This window comes from Pseudomonas sp. p106 (assembly GCF_003936645.1).
GTDB lineage: Bacteria > Pseudomonadota > Gammaproteobacteria > Pseudomonadales > Pseudomonadaceae > Aquipseudomonas > Aquipseudomonas putida_E.
Genome location: NZ_RHQR01000001.1, coordinates 316,749 through 333,786 on the forward strand (window position 1 = coordinate 316,749; position 17,038 = coordinate 333,786).

Below are 17,038 nucleotides of genomic sequence, written 5' to 3' on the forward strand. Positions count from 1 at the left end.
CAACGTCTAAAGATGACGCAATCCCTGTGGGCCGGCTTGCCGGCGATGGGGCCGGAACGCTCAGCCAAAAAAAGGGGCATGCCAGCGTCTGGCATGCCCCGTGGTTCAGCGTGGCGCGATGGCTCAGGCGACCTTGACGATCCAGCCCGCCGGCGCTTCGACGTCGCCGCTCTGGATACCGGTCAGCTCGTTGTAGAGCTTCTGGGTGACCGGGCCGACCTTTTCCAGGTCGTGGAACACGTGCAGCTTGCCGTTGTACTCGATGCCACCGATCGGGGTGATCACTGCGGCGGTACCGCATGCACCGGCTTCGATGAAGCGGTCGAGCTTGTTGATTTCGACATCGCCTTCGATCACCTTCAGGCCCAGGCGCGAGGACGCCAGTTCCATCAGCGACAGGCGGGTGATGCCTGGCAGTACCGAGGCCGATTTCGGCGTGATGAATTCGTTGTTGGCGGTGATGCCGAAGAAGTTGGCCGAACCGACTTCCTCGATCTTGGTGTGGGTCAGCGGATCGAGGTAGATGGCGTCGGCAAAGTTGGCTTTCTTGGCTTCAGCACCTGGCTGCAGGCTGGCCGCATAGTTGCCGCCGACCTTGGCGGCGCCGGTGCCTTGCGGGGCGGCGCGGTCAAAGCTGGAAATCTGGAAGTTGTGCGGTTTCATGCCGCCTTTGAAGTACGAGCCAACCGGGATGGCGAATACCGAGAAGATGAACTCGGGGGCGGTGCGCACGCCGATGTTGTCGCCGGTGCCGATCACGAACGGGCGCAGGTAAAGGGCACCCTTGCCGTGTGGCGGGACGAACTTCTCGTTGGCCTTGACCACTTGCTTGCAGGCCTCGATGAATACATCGGTCGGCACGTGCGGCATCAGCAGGCGGGCGCAGCTGCGCTGCATGCGGGCGGCGTTCTGGTCAGGGCGGAACAGGTTGATCGAGCCGTCCTTGCAGCGGTAGGCCTTCAGGCCTTCGAAGCATTGCTGGCCATAGTGCAGGGCAGTGGAGCCTTCACTGATGTGCAGCACGTTGTCTTCGGTCAGGGTGCCTTTGTCCCACTCACCATTGCGCCACACGGACAGGTAGCGCTTGTCGGTCTTGATGTAGTCGAAACCCAGCTTGTCCCAGTTAATGCTTTCGTTACTCATGACACCCTCGATTGTCTTGCAAGTGCCCGATCGCTCAGGCTGCTGTTATATGCGCACCTCGCCACGATAATACATCCGCCGCGGATCGGGAACGGCCAGTCACGAATTGGATGGGGCGGGGGGCTGGCGATGGGTTCGCTGTGCCCTTGAGACCGATCAGGGCAAGCACTGCGCCATGTGCCTCCCTCCAGCGCTACCGCCCGGCACCAAGCCGCCTGTTCCAATCCCCGCCGTGGCTACGCTCACACGCCTCTTCGCTGTCAAAGCGCACATGCCATGCCGGGTGATCCAGCCTTATACCTGCCTCGTCCAGCGCCTGGGCCGTCAGCTTGAGCATGCGTGCCTTCGCATCACCCGCCAGCGCTGCGGCCTTGTCCACCTCGCGCTCGAAGACCCACGTAACGCGCAAGCTGGCAGGGAACTGATCAGGGTCCAGGCGATGTGTCAGCCAGCTGAACCCGACGATTTGCGCCTTGGCCGTTTCGCAGGCGTCGGTCAGGCACGCCACCAGTTCCCGCTCAAGGCGCGCCAGCTCGCGTTTGCCCAATGCTTTCATTGCGCGGCCTCGTCATCGATCTGCTGGCAGAAACGCAACAGGTTACCGAACGGGTCGCGTATCTGCATCTGCAGGCCCCAGTCGACGCGCTCGGCCTGTGGGCGGGCGTAACCATACTGTTTGTCGAGCAGTTCACGTTCCAGCGCCAGCAGTTCGTCGGTACGGGCAAACACCGTCGAGCCTGGGCACGCGTCGCCGTGATGCTCGCTTAGGTGCAGGACCAGGCCGTCGCGATGGATTTGCGCATACAAAGGCAGGTCCGGGCTGAAGCGGTGCTCCCAGTCCAGGGTGAAGCCGAGGAAGTCGAGGTAGAACTCCTTGGCCTTTTCGACCGAGAAAATACGCAGGATGGGGATGGCAGGGGCGAGAGGCATGGCGGTTCCTTGGCCGTGGGCGGTACTTGACTGGATTGCCAGTCTACTGATTGTCACGGCGGACTGTCTTGTTCGCGGCGCAATACCCTGGCTGATTCGAGCACCGAAACAGGGCTGGTGAGTGCCCTCGTGTCGTGCGTCATGACCCGGCATGCCCCACGCCAGAGCCTCGCGCAATATGTTTCATGTGGCTTCACCTGCGTAGTTGGCCCGCAAACTGCTATATCCCAGCCAATCGAATTTGATCGAGTGGTCAAGCCTGCAGCACGTCAGTGCGCGGCGGTGATCCTTTTAACGGCCGCCAGGCCGTGGATATCAGGGGCTATAGGATGTTGCTGGCCGAGCGCGTCGAACAATCTGAACAGGATGCAGGCTGGAGTGCCCACCTGCAGTTGCGCTTTGTCGAGCGTGGAGGTGTGACTCGTCTTGGTGCGCGCCGCCATTTCGGCCCGCTTTTGGTGCAGCGACCGTTCTACCCGGAAGGTGCGCCGTGCCACGTCTATGTGCTGCACCCGCCAGGGGGCATCGTTGCCGGTGACCGCCTGGAGCTGGATATTCAGCTAGAGCCTGGCAGCCATGCATTGCTGACCATGCCCGGCGCCAGCAAGTTTTATCGAAGTATCGGCCCAACCGCGTGGCTGACCCAACGTTTCCATCTGCAAGCGGGCAGCACCCTGGAGTGGCTGCCCCAGGACAGCATTTTCTTTTCCGGTGCTCGCGCCAGCCTCGACAGCCGCTTCACCCTTGAGCCCGGTGCTCGCCTGCTGGCCTGGGAAACGCTGTGCCTGGGCCGCCCGGTGATGGGCGAGCGATTCGATCAGGGCGCGCTGGACAGCCGTCTGAGCATCGAGTTGCCCGATGACCCTGGCTTGTGCGAACGCCTGCGCATCACCGGTGGCCAGCTCGACAAGCTCGGCGGCCACCCGTTGCTCGCTACCTTCTGTGCGTCCCCGGCAGACCCATCCGTGCTGGAAAGGGTGCGGCCTCTGCTCGAGGAACTGAAAACGCCCGCCGGCGCCACCTTGCTGGGTTCGCTGCTGGTGATTCGCCTGCTGGACCACGACAACCAACATCTGCAACACACCCTGCAGCGCCTCTGGCACGTGCTGCGGCCGGCCGTTCTCGGCCTGCCGGCGTGCCCGCCGCGCATCTGGGCCACCTGAGAGAGCGCCATGGAGCTGACCCCGAGAGAGAAAGACAAACTGCTGCTGTTCACCGCCGCACTGTTGGCGGAACGGCGCCTGGCCCGTGGCCTGAAGCTCAACTACCCGGAGGCGGTGGCGCTGATCAGTGCCGCCGTGCTCGAAGGCGCCCGTGATGGCCGCACGGTAGCCGAGCTGATGAGCCTGGGCCGCGAAGTGATCGGCCGCGATCAGGTCATGGACGGTGTTCCCGAGATGCTCCATGACGTGCAGGTCGAAGCCACCTTCCCTGACGGTACCAAGCTGGTGACCGTACATGACCCCATCGTCTGACCTGGCCGAGGAGCCCAGCATGATCCCAGGTGAAATCCAGGTCGCCGCCGGCGACATCGAACTCAACGTCGGCCGTGCAACGGTCAGTGTCAAAGTGGCCAATCATGGCGACCGGCCGGTGCAGGTGGGCTCTCATTACCATTTTTACGAGGTCAACGAGGCACTGGTGTTCGACCGCGAGCCTAGCCGCGGCTTTCGCCTCGACATCCCGGCCGGCACTGCCGTGCGCTTCGAGCCGGGCCAGGCGCGTACCGTGCAATTGGTAGCCTACGCCGGCAAGCGCGAGGTGTATGGCTTTCAGGGCAAAGTGATGGGCGCACTGGAGGGCCAGGCATGAGCCGCATTTCGCGTCGGGCCTATGCCGACATGTTCGGCCCTACCGTTGGCGACCGCGTGCGCCTGGCCGACACTGCCCTGTGGGTGGAGGTCGAGAAGGACTTCACGGTTTACGGCGAAGAGGTCAAGTTCGGCGGTGGCAAGGTCATCCGCGACGGCATGGGGCAGGGCCAGATGCTTGCAGCCCAGGCCATGGACCTGGTGCTGACCAACGCCCTGATCATCGACCACTGGGGCATCGTGAAAGCCGATATCGGCGTCAAGCACGGGCGCATCGCTGCCATCGGCAAGGCCGGCAACCCTGACGTGCAACCGGGCGTCACCGTGCCGGTCGGCCCGGTCACCGAAGTGATCGCGGCCGAAGGCAAGATCGTCACCGCCGGGGGCATCGATTCGCACATTCACTTCATCTGCCCGCAACAGGTGGAAGAGGCGCTGACCAGTGGCGTCACCACGTTCATCGGCGGCGGCACCGGGCCGGCCACCGGTACCAACGCCACCACCTGCACCCCGGGGCCCTGGTACCTTGCGCGCATGCTCCAGGCGGCCGACAGCCTGCCGATCAACATCGGCCTGCTGGGCAAGGGCAATGCCTCGCGCCCTGAAGCGCTGCGCGAGCAGATCGCTGCAGGCGCGGTGGGCCTGAAGCTGCACGAGGATTGGGGGTCTACCCCGGCAGCCATCGACTGCTGCCTGAGCGTCGCCGAGGAAATGGACATCCAGGTGGCGATCCACACCGACACCCTCAACGAATCCGGTTGCATTGAAGACACCCTGGCCGCCATCGGTGATCGCACCATCCATACCTTCCACACCGAAGGGGCCGGCGGCGGCCATGCACCCGACATCATTCGCGCGGCGGGGCAGGCCAACGTGCTGCCGTCCTCGACCAACCCGACCCTGCCCTATACGGTCAACACCGTTGATGAACACCTCGACATGCTGATGGTCTGCCACCACCTGGACCCGAGCATCGCCGAGGACGTGGCGTTCGCCGAATCACGCATCCGCCGTGAAACCATCGCCGCCGAGGACATCCTGCACGACATGGGCGCCTTCGCCATGACCTCGTCCGACTCCCAGGCCATGGGCCGCGTCGGCGAGGTGGTGCTGCGCACTTGGCAAGTCGCCCACCAGATGAAAGTGCGCCGCGGCCCGCTGGCGCCGGACAGCAGCTACAGCGACAACTTCCGGGTCAAGCGCTACATCGCCAAATACACCCTCAACCCTGCGCTCACCCATGGTATCGCCCATGAGGTGGGTTCGGTGGAGGTGGGCAAGCTGGCTGACCTGGTGCTGTGGTCGCCGGCTTTCTTCGCGGTCAAGCCGGCGCTGGTCATCAAGGGCGGGATGATCGTCACAGCGCCCATGGGCGACATCAATGGCTCGATCCCGACGCCACAGCCAGTGCATTACCGGCCCATGTTCGGCGCGCTCGGTGCCGCCCGCCATGCCACGCGCATGACCTTCCTGCCCCAGGCCGCCATGGACCGTGGCCTGGCCCAGGAACTGGGTTTGCAGAGCCTGATCGGTGTGGCCCACGGCTGCCGCCGGGTGCGCAAGGCCGACATGGTCCACAACACATTGCAACCGGTGATCGAAGTCGATTCGCAGACCTACCAGGTGCGCGCCGACGGCGAACTGCTGGTTTGCGAGCCGGCCAGCGAACTGCCGCTGGCCCAGCGTTATTTCCTGTTCTGAAGGAGCGAAGATGATTGTCCTGAACCGCCGGATCGATGCATCCGACACTATCACCGGCACCGTTACCCTGGACGTCGACAGCCGTATCAAGAGCCGCCTGCGCGTAACCCTCGACGATGGCCGCGAGGCCGGCCTGATGCTCGAACGCGGCCACCTGCTGCGCGGTGGCGAACTGCTGGCCGACGCCGCCGGCAGCCAGGTGGTGCGCGTACTCGCAGCGCCCGAGGCAGTATCGACCGTGCGCTGCAGCGACCCGCACCTGCTGGCGCGTGCCGCGTACCATCTGGGCAACCGCCACGTCCCCCTGCAGATCGAGCCGGGCCTGCTGCGTTACCAGCACGACCACGTGCTCGACGACATGCTGCGCGGCCTGGGCCTGACGGTCGAGGCCGAGCAGGCGCCGTTCGAGCCGGAAGCCGGTGCCTACCAGAGCGCACCGCATAGCCACAGCCACAGCCACAGCCATGCGCATGATCACCCCTTCGTGCGCCTACCAGCCCATTCCTGAACTGCCCCTTGGAGCCCACAATGAAAAAAACGCTCGCCCTTGCCCTGCTGCTGGTTGCGCTGCCGGCCTTCGCCCACCCCGGCCATGACAGCAACCCGCTGCACGATGGCCTGCTGCATCCGCTGACCGGCCTTGACCACTTGTTGATGCTGTTGGGGACCGGCGTACTGGCGGCCTTGACCCGGCGCAACCTGGCCTTGCCGCTGGCAACCCTGGCAGCAATGTTCGCTGGTGCGCTATGCGGCCACCTGTTCGGTGATGTGCTGGGCATGGAAACCATGATCGCCGTGTCGGTGCTGGTGGCTGGCGTTGCCGTACTGCTGCCTAGCCGGCAATTGCTGCTGGCGCTGGCCATGCCGGTGTTTGCCCTGTTCCATGGCTGGGCCCACGGCGTGGAAGCCACACCCAGCGCCTTCTGGCTGTTCAGCGCCGGCTTCGTCACCGTCAGCGGCTTGCTGCTGGTAGTGGGCTTCGCTGTCGGTTGCCTGCTGCGCCGCCATAGCGCCCTGCAGAAAGCCTTTGGCGGCGGCATGCTTGCCGGCGCCGCAGTTGTGCTGGCCGGTTGATGAACAGCGATCTGGCACTGCTGCGCTTGTTGCAGCTGGCCAGCCCCGGCTTGCCGGTGGGTGGCTTTACCTACTCACAGGGCCTTGAGTGGGCCGTCGAGGCGGGTTGGGTGCGTGACATCAAAAGCTTCAGCGCCTGGCAGCGCGAGCAGATGCACGACACCCTCGCTTACCTGGACTGGCCGGTGCTGGCGCGCCTGTACCACGCGTGCAAGGCCGATGATGCCGACGCGTTTGCGCGCTGGAGCCGCTTTCTGCTGGCCAACCGCGAAACCGCCGAGCTGCGCCTGGAAGAGCAGCAGCGTGGCGCGGCCCTGGCACGCTTGCTCGATGGCTGGCAGCTGGGCCAGGCCCCGGCCTGGCGCCCAAGCCTTGAGCTCAGCCAGTTGGGCGGCATGGCCTGGCTGGCCGTGCACTGGTCGATCCCGTTGCGCCAGCTTGCCCTCGGGCATGCCTTCGCCTGGCTGGAGGGCGCGGTCATGGCTGGGGTCAAACTGGTGCCCTTCGGCCAGCAGGCGGCCCAGACCCTGCTGCGCGACCTGGGCGAGATACTGCCCGGCGTCATCGACCAGGCCCTGGCGCTTGGCGACGACCAGCTCGGTGGCGGCCTGCCGCTATTGGCCATTGCATCATCGCGTCACGAAACCCAATACACCCGTTTGTTCCGTTCTTGAGGACTGCCTTAATGCAAAGCTATCAGCAACCCCTGCGCGTAGGCGTCGGCGGCCCGGTCGGCTCCGGCAAGACCGCGCTGCTCGAATGCCTGTGCAAAGCCATGCGTGATCACTATCAGATCGCCGTGGTCACCAACGACATCTACACCAAGGAAGACCAGCGCATCCTCACCGAGGCTGGCGCCCTGGAGCCCGAGCGCATCGTTGGCGTCGAAACCGGTGGCTGCCCGCACACCGCCATTCGCGAGGATGCCTCGATGAACCTTGCAGCAGTGGAAGCGCTGGCACGCAAGTTCGGCAACCTTGAAGTGATCTTCGTGGAGAGCGGTGGCGATAACCTTAGTGCTACCTTCAGCCCGGAGCTGGCCGACCTGACCATCTACGTGATCGATGTCGCCGAAGGCGAGAAGATCCCGCGCAAGGGCGGCCCCGGCATCACCAAGTCCGATTTCCTGGTGATCAACAAGACCGACCTGGCGCCCTACGTCGGCGCCTCGCTGGAGGTGATGGAGCGCGATACACAGCGTATGCGCCCGGAGCGCCCTTGGACTTTCAGCAACCTGAAGAAAGGCGAGGGCCTGCAGGCGGTGATCGATTTCATCGTGGAGCGGGGGATGCTGGGGGTGAGGGGCTGAGGTCAAGCACTTCGACGCGGTTGCGGCCGCTGTGCTTGGCCTTGTATAGCTGCTCGTCGGCTTGCTTGAGCACGCTGTCGGCCTGTTGTGTATCGGGCCGGCGGCAGGCTACGCCAATCGACACGCTAAGCTTGCCCACATGGGGTGAGTCAGCCTGTTCGACTGCGCTGCGTATCCGTTCGGCAATGCGCCGGGCATCGGCCAGGCCAGTGTCCGGCAGCAGCATGGTGAATTCCTCGCCGCCGACCCGGCAGGGCAGGTCATCCTGGCGTGAATTGTGACGCAGCAGCTCGGCGAGGTGTTTGAGCACCTCGTCGCCAGCATCGTGGCCAAAGGTGTCGTTGACCCGTTTGAAGTGGTCGATGTCCAGGGCCAGCACGGCGAATGCTCTAGAGCTTTGCATCAAGGCATCCAGCGCCAGCTGCATGGCACGCCGGTTGGCAAGGCCAGTGAGGGCATCACTCTGAGCCTGCTGGCGCAGCTTGCCAAATTTTTCCTGCAGCAATTGCTCGCCTGTCAGCAAGGCGCGGCGGATGGCTGCGACCTCTACGTACCACGCGTCGATACGGCGCAGCTGTTCGCCGGTCTGGGTGGCGGACAGGTGACTGGCGCTGTGTGCCAGTTGGCGTAACGGCAAGGTCAGGCGGTAGGTCATCCATAGCATCAACAGCAAGCCGATAATGCTGACCGGCAGGATATAAAGCAGCACTTTGCGGGTCATTTCGCCCAGTGGTGCCAAGGCCAGATCCCGCGGTGTCTGGACCACCACTGCCCAGTGCGCTTCAGGCACCGGGGCAAAGCCTGCGAGCATGGGAACGCCGATATAGTTGGGCACTTCAAGGGTGCCTGCCTCGCCACGCAAGGCCGCGCTGATCGTCGGGCTGCTGCTGACCTGGGTGCCAATGCGCGCATGGTCGGGGTGGTGCAGCAGGCGTTGATTGGCGTCGGCGACGAAAGCGAAGGTACCGTCCTGTTGGTAGTGCAGGCCAATCAACGTATGCAGTGCGCTTTCTTTCTTGAGGAACACCGAACCGCCGACAATGCCCAGGTAACGGCCATCGGCGGCAAAGACCGGCTGCGAAACGAATATCACCAGTTCGCCCCCCCGCGAGGTGTAGGCGGAACTGACCCACGGCTGACGGGCTTGCACGGCTTGGCGGATTTCACTGGAGTGCTGGTGGTGGCTGGTGACCTGTTCAATGTTCGGATAAGCCACCAGCACCTGACCTTGGGCGTTGACGATGACGATGGAGTTGAAGTCCTTGTCCTGCACCTGCAGGCGCTTGGCTTCCCTTTTCAGCATGGTCATGTCGTCCAGGCCACCGTCCAGCTGCCCGGCGGTGTAGGACAGGTGGTTGTGTGCCGAGCGCAGGAACTCGTTGATATCCGATGCCAGTTTGCTCGCATAGGCTTGGTTGGCCTTCAGCTCAAGGTCTACCAAGGCGCGGTGCTGCACCCGGTAGGCGACAGCGAGGGTGTTGCACAGGGTTGCCAGGCACGCCAGCACTACAATGCCGACAACCAGGGTTCGTAGGTGGAACATGGGCAAGCGCTTGAGCATGGGGGGCCTGTAATGCAAGGGCGACGGGCTCAAGTATGGCCGTATTCTGCCGAACTGCAGCCATTGTGCCGCCTGGGCTGTTCAGCCATGGCACAGGCGGCACTGTGGCGTGTTCAGTCATGGCAGCAATGAGGTTTGCCGGGCTGGCCTTCGTAGCGATCGTGATGCCGCACCCAATCCATGGTGCCTGCCTCGTTGCGCCCCAATGGCGCGATGTCGAGGAAATTGTAGGTATTGACCAGGATGTCGAGCCCGCGGGCATAGGTGGAGTAGGTATGAAAGATTGTGCCGCCCGGGTCCCGGTAGAAGGCGCTCAACCCAGGAAGCTCGCTTTCGTTGCCGGTATAGGGTTCGTAGTTGTATTGGCTGTTGCCTCCAGTGGCGACACTGACGCCGAAATCTTCATTGAAACTGCTGCCGTTTGACGAGTACCAGGGAAAGCGCCAGCCCATGCGCTGGCGAAATGCCTGGAACTCAGCGTGGGGGGCACGCGAAACGGCGACCAGCGAAACATCGTGATGCGCCAGGTGCAGGTTGGCACCGTCGAAATGGTCGGCGAGGAACGAGCAGCCTGGGCAACCTTCGCTCCAGCCTTCGGCGAACATGAAGTGGTAGACCAGCAATTGGCTGCGCCCGGCGAACAGGTCGGCGAGGCTCAGCTGGCCGTCCGGGCCTTGAAAACGGTAGGGCTGTTCCAGCTTGACCCAGGGCAGGGCGCGGCGGGCGGCGGCCAGCTCGTCGCGCTGGTGGGTGAAGGCCTTTTCATGCAGCCATAGCTGACGGCGGGCGGCCAGCCATTGGCTGCGCGAGACGATGTCGGGCTTTTGAGGGTTCATGAGGATGACTCCGCACGGGGGTTCAAGTGTGGTCGAGCGGGGCGGGGTGAGATCGACAGCAGGCCCTGTTGCTGCGACGAATGGTTGTGCGCCGCGCCACCCCAGTCACACCATGAGGCTCAATCGCCACACTGCATCGCTTCAATGACCTCCCACAACCGTGGATCGTCAAAATCATCCACCACCAGCCTGGCCCCCGCAGCCATCAGCCGTTCTGCTGCCTGTGTAGTCGCCACCCCCACGGTGAAGATCCCGGCACCGCTCGCCGCGTTCACGCCCGGCAACGAATCCTCGAACGCCAGCGCTTGCTCGGCCGTTGCCCCCAGGCGCTGCAGGCCGGTCAGGTACGGCAGCGGGTCAGGCTTGGGCCGTTCCAGCTCTTCGGCCACCAGTACATGCTCGAAGTGTGCGCCAAGGCCCATTGCATTGAGCATGTGCTCGGCATTGAGCCGGGGTGCATTGGTCACCACGCACATGTCGATACGGCTCGCCTGGGCATAGTCCAGCAGGCGCAGCAAGCCCGGCATGGGTTCAAGGGCAGGGGCCAGCTCGCGGAACAGTGCTTCCTTGCGATCAGCCAGGGCCAGGCATTCATGCGCGCCGGCGTTTGGAAACAGCTCGGCAAACAATGGCCCATTGGCCCGGCCACTGATCTGCGAATCGAACTGGGCCTGGGTCAGTTCACGGCCGTCATGGTCGCGCAGCAACTGACGGAAGGCCTGCAAATGCAGGGTGTCGGTGTCGGTGAGGGTCCCGTCGAGATCGAACAGCAGTGCAGTCAGCATCAGGCATCCAGGCAGTAGAAAACTCATGTCAGGGGATGATAACGAAACCTGGCGACGAAGGGGGCTGTTCAGCCTTCGACGAAAAGAGTACAAATGTGCTCCATGGACAATCTCACCCCCAAACGCCGCGCAATCTTCGACTTCATCCGTGAACGCATCACCGATCATGGCCAGCCGCCGAGCCTTGCCGACATCGCCATCCGCTTCGGCTTTGCATCACGCAGCGTTGCGCGCAAGCACATCACTGCCCTGTGTCAGGCCGGCTACATCGACGTCACGCCCAACCAGGCACGGGGCATCCGCCTGGCCGCACCCTTGCGCCGCCCGGAAATTCTCGAAGTGCCCGTGCTGGGCCAGGTGGCTGCAGGCGCGCCGATTGGCCCCGACCTTGGCATTCACGAGCAGTTGCTGATTGACCCCAGCCTGTTCCGACGCACACCGGACTACCTGCTCAAGGTGCGCGGCGACTCCATGATCGATGACGGTATCTTCGACGGTGACCTGGTGGGCATCCGCCAGCAAGGCGAGGCCCGTGATGGCCAGATCGTGGTCGCCCGCCTCGACGGTGAGGTCACCATCAAACGCCTGCAACGCCAAGCGGGCGGCTACCGGCTGCTGCCACGCAACCCTGCCTATGCGCCGATCGATGTGGGGCCTGAGCGCGAATTCTTCATCGAAGGCGTGTTCTGCGGCCTGTTGAGGCGCGACTGATGGGCGCGGTGGTCGATCTTGACCGGTTGCTGGACCAGCGCCAGGTCTGGCGCGGCCGGCAGGCCCGGGTACGGCCGACCGGGTTGCAGCCCACTGGCCATGCGGCGCTTGATCAACGGTTGCCGGAGGGTGGCTGGCCCGCGGCTGCGCTGAGCGAGTTGCTGCTGGCCAGCCCCGGGTGTGGCGAACTGCAACTGCTGTGGCCCTCGTTGGCCCGGCTGACCGCCGATGGCGGGCGAGTGGTGCTGGTGGCGCCCCCTTTCATTCCCTACGCACCGGCCTGGCAAGCGGCCGGGGTGGACTTGCGCTGGCTGGTCCAGGTCGATGCCGAACAGGCTGACGCGCTCTGGGCTGCCGAGCAGTGCCTGCGCTCTGGCAGTTGCGCCGCCGTGCTGTGCTGGCCGGAGCGTGCCGATGACCGTGCGTTGCGGCGCTTGCAGGTGGCGGCAGAAACCGGGCAGGCGCTGGCTTTTGCCTGCAGGCCACAACAGGCTGCGCACAATCCATCCCCGGCCGCGGTGCGCATCGCCATCGACGCGCGGCCCGCGCAATGGCGTGTGCTCAAGTGCCGGGGCGGTTTACCGCCGGCTGCAGCCATAGCCTGTGTCGGGCAGGGTTGATGCAACATGCTCTGGGCCTGCATCTTATTACCGCAGTTGGCGCTGGACTCGATCCTGCGTGAACGCGATGACGCCGATGCGCCACTGGTGCTGATTGGCGGGCCTGTGCAGCGGCGTGTGGTGCAAGCCGTAAACCCCGCTGCGGCGGCGCTCGGTCTGCGCGCTGGGCTAACCCTGACGGCCGCCCGCGCCTTGGCCGACGGTTTCACCTGTGTTGAAGCAGACCCGGCGCGCATCGAGCAACTGCAGCAATTGCTGGCGGCCTGGGCCTACCGCTTCAGTGCCCAGGTCAGCCTGCACTACCCGCGTGCCTTGTTGCTGGAAGTGGGCTCCAGCCTGCAACTGTTCGGCCCCTGGCCGGTGTTCGAGGCGCGCCTGCGCGAGGAACTCGCAGCCCTGGGGCTGCGTCAGCGGATTGTCCTGGCCACCAACCCGGTGGCGGCGCGCATGCTTGCCAACGGCCATGACGGGCTGGCATTGAGCTGCCCGCAAGAAACCCGGGCGGCGCTTGCGCGCATGCCCATTGCGCGGGTGGGTTTACCGCAGGACGCCGCCGAAGCGTTCGCCCGCATGGGGCTGCATCAGCTCGGCCAGGTACTGGCCTTGCCGCGTGATGCATTGGCCAGGCGCTTCAGTGCCCAGGTCCAGTTGCACCTGGACCAGTTGCTGGGCCTGCGTACGCTTGGCTTGGGTTTCTATCAGCCGCCGGACCGTTTCGAAACGCGACTGGAGCTCAACTTCGACGTCGAATCGCACCAGGCGTTGCTGTTCCCGTTGCGGCGCATGCTCAACGACCTGGCCGCTTTCCTCGCCGGGCGAGACTGCGGTGTGCAGCGGTTTTGCCTGTACCTGGAGCACGCCGAGGGGCCGGACACGCAACTGCAGGTTGGCTTACTGGCTGCAGAACGTGATGCGGCAATGCTCTTCGAGCTGGCGCGCGGGCGCCTGGAGCCTCTGCGCATTCCGGCACCGGTGCGTAAACTGCGCCTGGTGGCCGATGACTTGCCGGCTTTCGTGCCCCAGCACCACGCGCTGTTCGACCCACGCGCCCAGCAGGCCCAACCCTGGGAGCAACTGCGTGAGCGCTTGCGTGCCCGCCTGGGCGACGACGCGGTCAAGGGCCTGCGCGCTGAAGCCGACCACCGCCCCGAATGTGCCTGGCAGTCCGCCGAGCAAGGCGGGCAGGGCAGCCTGCCCGCCTTGCCTGGGAGCCGCCCAGGCTGGCTGTTGCCCCAGCCATTGGCACTGGACGCCAGCGTTCACAGGGTGCTGGGCCAGGCCGAGCGTATCGAGTCGGGCTGGTGGGATGGCGGTGATGTGCGCCGCGACTATTACCGCATCGAAACCCGAGAAGGCCTGCGCGGCTGGGCCTATCGCGACCTGGCCCAGCCCGGCCCCTTGTGGCTGCAGGGCTGGTTCGCATGAGCGCACCGGGCTACGCCGAACTGCATTGCCTGTCCAACTTCAGCTTCCAGCGCGGTGCATCCAGCGCCGAAGAGCTGCTGCGCCGGGCTCGGGAACAGGGTTACCAAGCCCTGGCGATTACCGATGAGTGCACCCTGGCCGGCATCGTGCGTGCCTGGCAGGCTGCCAAAGCGCAGCAGATACGCTTGATCGTCGGCAGTGAAGTGCGCCTGCACGACGGCCCGAAGCTTGTGTTGCTGGTACAGGACCTTAGTGGTTACCAGAACCTGTGCGCCTTGATTACCCGCGCCCGTCGGCGAGCGGAGAAGGGCAGCTACCAATTGTTCCGTGACGACCTGCGCGAACTGCACCAAGGGCTGCTGGCGTTATGGCTTGCCGAGGGCTCCAGCGACCTGGTCACCGGCCAGTGGCTGCATGCCCTGTTCGGCGAACGCTTGTGGCTGGGTGTGCACCTGCATCGGGGCAGCGATGACCAGGCCCGCCTGGCCCGGCTGCGCGGCCTGGCTGGGCAACTGGGCATTCGCGCCGTGGCCTGCGGTGATGTACACATGCACGTACGCGGCCGGCGGGCCTTGCAGGATTGCATGACCGCTATCGGCCAGCATTGCAGCGTCGCCGAGGCAGGTCGGTTTCTCTTCGCCAATGGCGAGCGTCACCTGCGTACGCTCGAGCAACTGGCCGAGCTTTATCCGCCCGACCTGCTGAGCGAAACACTCTGCATTGCCGAACGCTGTCAGTTCGACCTCGGTGAGTTGCGCTACCAGTATCCGCGTGAACTGGTGCCCGAGGGGCAAACCCCGGCCAGTTGGTTGCGCCAGCTGTGCGAGCGTGGCCTGGCGCATCGCTGGCCGTCGGGGCCGAGCGACAAGGTGCGCGCGGTGCTGGCCAAGGAGCTGGCCTTGATCGCAGAGCTTGGCTACGAAAGTTACTTTTTGACCGTGCACGATATCGTCGCCTTTGCCCGCAGCCAGCACATCCTTTGCCAGGGCCGCGGTTCGGCAGCCAACTCGGTGGTGTGTTTCGTGCTGGGTATCACCGAGCTCGACCCGATGAAGCATCGTCTGCTGTTCGAGCGTTTCCTGTCCCGCGAGCGCAACGAGCCACCGGACATCGACGTCGACTTCGAGCACGATCGTCGCGAAGAAGTGATCCAGTACGTGTTCCGGCGTTATGGCCGGCACCGCGCAGCGCTCACCGCAGTGGTCAACACCTATCACGCCGCTGGCGCGGTGCGTGATGTCGCCCGTGTGCTGGGTTTGCCTGCCGATCAGGTCGATGCCCTGGCCAAGTGCTGTGGCCGCTGGAGCGATCGCATCCCGGACGAGCAACGCCTGGCCGAGGCCGGCTTCGAGCCCGGCAGCCCTTCGTTGCGCCGCATACTGGTGCTGGCCGCGCAGCTGATAGGGTTCCCCCGTCATCTGTCTCAGCACCCAGGCGGCTTCGTCATTTCCGAGCAACCGCTGGACCACCTGGTGCCAGTCGAAAACGCCGCCATGGCTGAACGCACGGTCATCCAGTGGGACAAGGACGATCTGGACATGGTCGGCCTGCTCAAGGTCGATGTGCTCGCCCTGGGCATGCTCAGTGCCTTGCGCCGCTGTTTCGACCTGCTGCAGCAGCACCGGGGCCGGCACCTGACCCTGGCGACGATCCCCCCCGAAGACCCGGCCACCTACGCGATGATCAGCCGCGCAGAGACCATGGGCGTGTTCCAGATCGAATCACGCGCTCAGATGGCCATGCTGCCGCGGCTCAAGCCCACCACCTTCTATGACCTGGTAATCGAAGTCGCCATCGTGCGCCCGGGGCCGATTCAGGGCGACATGGTCCACCCCTACTTGCGCAGGCGCTTGAAGCAGGAGCCGGTGACCTACCCATCGCTCAAGCTCAAGGAAGTCTTCGAGCGCACCTTGGGCGTGCCGCTGTTCCAGGAGCAGGTCATGGAACTGGCCATGGTGGCGGCAGACTACAGCCCCGGCGAGGCTGACCAGTTACGCCGCAGCATGGCCGCCTGGAAGCGCCATGGCGGCCTGGAGCCACACCGCGAACGGCTGGTGCAGGGCATGCTGCGCAACGGCTACGACCTTGCGTTTGCCGAGCGCATATTCGAGCAGATCAAGGGTTTTGGCAGTTATGGCTTCCCGGAATCGCACGCGGCCAGTTTCGCCTTGCTGTGCTATGCCAGCAGTTGGCTCAAATGCCATGAGCCGGCGATATTCACCTGTGCGCTGGTCAATAGCTGGCCGATGGGCTTCTACAGCCCCGACCAACTGTTGCAGGAGGCACGCCGCCAGGGGATCGAGGTACGGCCGGTGGATGTAGGCCACAGCCAGTGGGATTGCACACTGGAGCCAGTCGCCGAGGGTGCCTTGGCCATCCGCCTGGGGTTGCGGCAGATCCGCGGTTTCGCCGAAGCCGATGCTCGGCGGCTCGAAGCGGCGAGGGCGGCCAGGCCGTGGCGCGATGTCGAGGACCTGTGCTTGCGTGCCGGCCTCGACAGCAAAGCCCGCGCCCGGCTGGCCGATGCCGGTGCGTTGCGCGCCCTGGCACAGGATCGCCACCAGGCACGCTGGCAGGTCGCGGCGGTGCAGCCGCAACTGCCCCTGTTCGCCGAACTGCAGGCAACGCCCGAAGCCGCGGTGGCATTGCCTGTGCCTACTGTCGGCGAAGACCTGGTGGCCGACTACGCCACCTTGGGCACCACGCTGGGGCCCCACCCGCTGACGTTGCTGCGCCAGCGCCTTCGGGTGCTGGGCTGTCGCAGCTCGCAGGAACTGGCGGGCGTTGAGCATGGCGATGCAGTCGCCGTGGCTGGGCTGGTGGTGGGGCGGCAACGGCCACAGACCGCCAGCGGGGTGACGTTCGTGACCCTTGAGGATGAATTCGGCATGGTCAATGTGGTGGTTTGGCGCGAGCTGGCCGAACGGCAGCGGCGCGCGCTGGTGGGGTCTCAATTGCTCAAGGTGAGTGGCCGCCTGGAACAGGCGAACGGGGTGCGGCACCTGATTGCACGGCGGTTGGAGGATGTCAGTGTGTTGCTGCAGGGGCTGGATGTGAGGAGCCGGGACTTCCATTGATTTGGCCGGCGAACGGGCTGCAAAGCAGCCGCAGTCGCCGTTGTTGGCCGAGTTG

General features: G+C 64.8%; 18 protein-coding genes. 12 read left to right on the plus strand and 6 right to left on the minus strand.

Annotated elements, in window-relative coordinates; genetic code table 11:
- Positions 1 to 123: 123 nt before the first annotated feature.
- The 3 genes from EGJ09_RS01670 to EGJ09_RS01680 form a co-directional block, all read right to left on the minus strand.
- Positions 124 to 1,143 (minus strand): branched-chain amino acid aminotransferase, encoded by a 1,020-nt coding sequence (locus tag EGJ09_RS01670; RefSeq protein WP_046787706.1) that lies wholly within the window; start codon positions 1,141 to 1,143, stop codon positions 124 to 126.
- Positions 1,144 to 1,336: 193 nt separating this feature from the next.
- The gene (locus EGJ09_RS01675; protein WP_046787705.1) at positions 1,337 to 1,699 is read right to left on the minus strand and encodes a hypothetical protein; all 363 of its coding nucleotides are present in this window, start codon (positions 1,697 to 1,699) and stop codon (positions 1,337 to 1,339) included.
- Positions 1,696 to 2,073 (minus strand): glyoxalase superfamily protein, encoded by a 378-nt coding sequence (locus tag EGJ09_RS01680; protein ID WP_046787704.1) that lies wholly within the window; start codon positions 2,071 to 2,073, stop codon positions 1,696 to 1,698. The genes EGJ09_RS01675 and EGJ09_RS01680 overlap by 4 nt, the downstream gene beginning before the upstream one ends.
- A gap of 329 nt (positions 2,074 to 2,402) precedes the next feature.
- On the opposite strand from EGJ09_RS01680, the gene EGJ09_RS01685 reads away from it, so the two are divergent.
- Genes EGJ09_RS01685 through ureG form a run of 8 tightly spaced genes read left to right on the plus strand, consistent with a single transcriptional unit; the run spans position 2,403 to position 7,968 of the window.
- On the plus strand, positions 2,403 to 3,236 hold the full coding sequence (locus EGJ09_RS01685) for an urease accessory protein UreD (protein WP_125923039.1): 834 nt from the start codon (positions 2,403 to 2,405) through the stop codon (positions 3,234 to 3,236).
- Positions 3,237 to 3,245: 9 nt separating this feature from the next.
- Complete coding sequence (locus EGJ09_RS01690) at positions 3,246 to 3,548, plus strand: urease subunit gamma (RefSeq protein WP_046787702.1); 303 nt, start codon at positions 3,246 to 3,248, stop codon at positions 3,546 to 3,548.
- A gap of 19 nt (positions 3,549 to 3,567) precedes the next feature.
- Positions 3,568 to 3,885, plus strand: coding sequence for an urease subunit beta (locus EGJ09_RS01695; protein ID WP_039602758.1), 318 nt, complete (start codon positions 3,568 to 3,570; stop codon positions 3,883 to 3,885).
- Positions 3,882 to 5,585, plus strand: coding sequence for an urease subunit alpha (gene ureC, locus EGJ09_RS01700; RefSeq protein ID WP_125923040.1), 1,704 nt, complete (start codon positions 3,882 to 3,884; stop codon positions 5,583 to 5,585). Before EGJ09_RS01695 ends, ureC begins: the two co-directional genes overlap by 4 nt.
- Before the next feature lie 10 nt (positions 5,586 to 5,595).
- Complete coding sequence (ureE, locus tag EGJ09_RS01705) at positions 5,596 to 6,093, plus strand: urease accessory protein UreE (protein ID WP_125923041.1); 498 nt, start codon at positions 5,596 to 5,598, stop codon at positions 6,091 to 6,093.
- A 20-nt stretch (positions 6,094 to 6,113) separates the two neighbouring features.
- Positions 6,114 to 6,659, plus strand: a complete 546-nt coding sequence (locus tag EGJ09_RS01710) for a HupE/UreJ family protein (RefSeq protein WP_046787700.1) — start codon at positions 6,114 to 6,116, stop codon at positions 6,657 to 6,659.
- On the plus strand, positions 6,659 to 7,333 hold the full coding sequence (locus EGJ09_RS01715; protein WP_046787699.1) for an urease accessory protein UreF: 675 nt from the start codon (positions 6,659 to 6,661) through the stop codon (positions 7,331 to 7,333). The genes EGJ09_RS01710 and EGJ09_RS01715 overlap by 1 nt, the downstream gene beginning before the upstream one ends.
- 11 nt (positions 7,334 to 7,344) lie before the next feature.
- The gene (gene ureG / locus EGJ09_RS01720) at positions 7,345 to 7,968 is read left to right on the plus strand and encodes an urease accessory protein UreG (protein WP_119688944.1); all 624 of its coding nucleotides are present in this window, start codon (positions 7,345 to 7,347) and stop codon (positions 7,966 to 7,968) included.
- Here the strand turns inward: ureG and EGJ09_RS01725 are convergent.
- The 3 genes from EGJ09_RS01725 to EGJ09_RS01735 all read right to left on the minus strand — a co-directional run bounded on the left by EGJ09_RS01725 (position 7,931) and on the right by EGJ09_RS01735 (position 11,150).
- Positions 7,931 to 9,511 (minus strand): sensor domain-containing diguanylate cyclase, encoded by a 1,581-nt coding sequence (locus EGJ09_RS01725; protein ID WP_256658360.1) that lies wholly within the window; start codon positions 9,509 to 9,511, stop codon positions 7,931 to 7,933. The two genes, ureG and EGJ09_RS01725, sit on opposite strands and share 38 nt — an antisense overlap.
- Before the next feature lie 131 nt (positions 9,512 to 9,642).
- The gene (locus EGJ09_RS01730) at positions 9,643 to 10,365 is read right to left on the minus strand and encodes a thioredoxin family protein (protein WP_046787697.1); all 723 of its coding nucleotides are present in this window, start codon (positions 10,363 to 10,365) and stop codon (positions 9,643 to 9,645) included.
- A gap of 119 nt (positions 10,366 to 10,484) precedes the next feature.
- Complete coding sequence (locus tag EGJ09_RS01735; protein ID WP_125923043.1) at positions 10,485 to 11,150, minus strand: HAD family phosphatase; 666 nt, start codon at positions 11,148 to 11,150, stop codon at positions 10,485 to 10,487.
- A gap of 93 nt (positions 11,151 to 11,243) precedes the next feature.
- Here EGJ09_RS01735 and lexA point away from each other — a divergent pair, with 93 nt between their 5' ends.
- From lexA to EGJ09_RS01755, 4 genes are read left to right on the plus strand one after another with little or no spacing between them, the layout of a single operon-like run.
- Positions 11,244 to 11,861 (plus strand): transcriptional repressor LexA, encoded by a 618-nt coding sequence (gene lexA, locus EGJ09_RS01740; RefSeq protein WP_177433133.1) that lies wholly within the window; start codon positions 11,244 to 11,246, stop codon positions 11,859 to 11,861.
- Positions 11,861 to 12,481, plus strand: coding sequence for a translesion DNA synthesis-associated protein ImuA (imuA, locus tag EGJ09_RS01745; protein WP_125923045.1), 621 nt, complete (start codon positions 11,861 to 11,863; stop codon positions 12,479 to 12,481). Before lexA ends, imuA begins: the two co-directional genes overlap by 1 nt.
- A 6-nt stretch (positions 12,482 to 12,487) precedes the next feature.
- Entirely contained in the window at positions 12,488 to 13,906 is a 1,419-nt protein-coding gene (locus tag EGJ09_RS01750) for a DNA polymerase Y family protein (protein ID WP_125923046.1), read from the plus strand.
- Positions 13,903 to 16,983, plus strand: coding sequence for an error-prone DNA polymerase (locus EGJ09_RS01755; RefSeq protein WP_125923047.1), 3,081 nt, complete (start codon positions 13,903 to 13,905; stop codon positions 16,981 to 16,983). Before EGJ09_RS01750 ends, EGJ09_RS01755 begins: the two co-directional genes overlap by 4 nt.
- Positions 16,984 to 17,038: the final 55 nt, after the last annotated feature.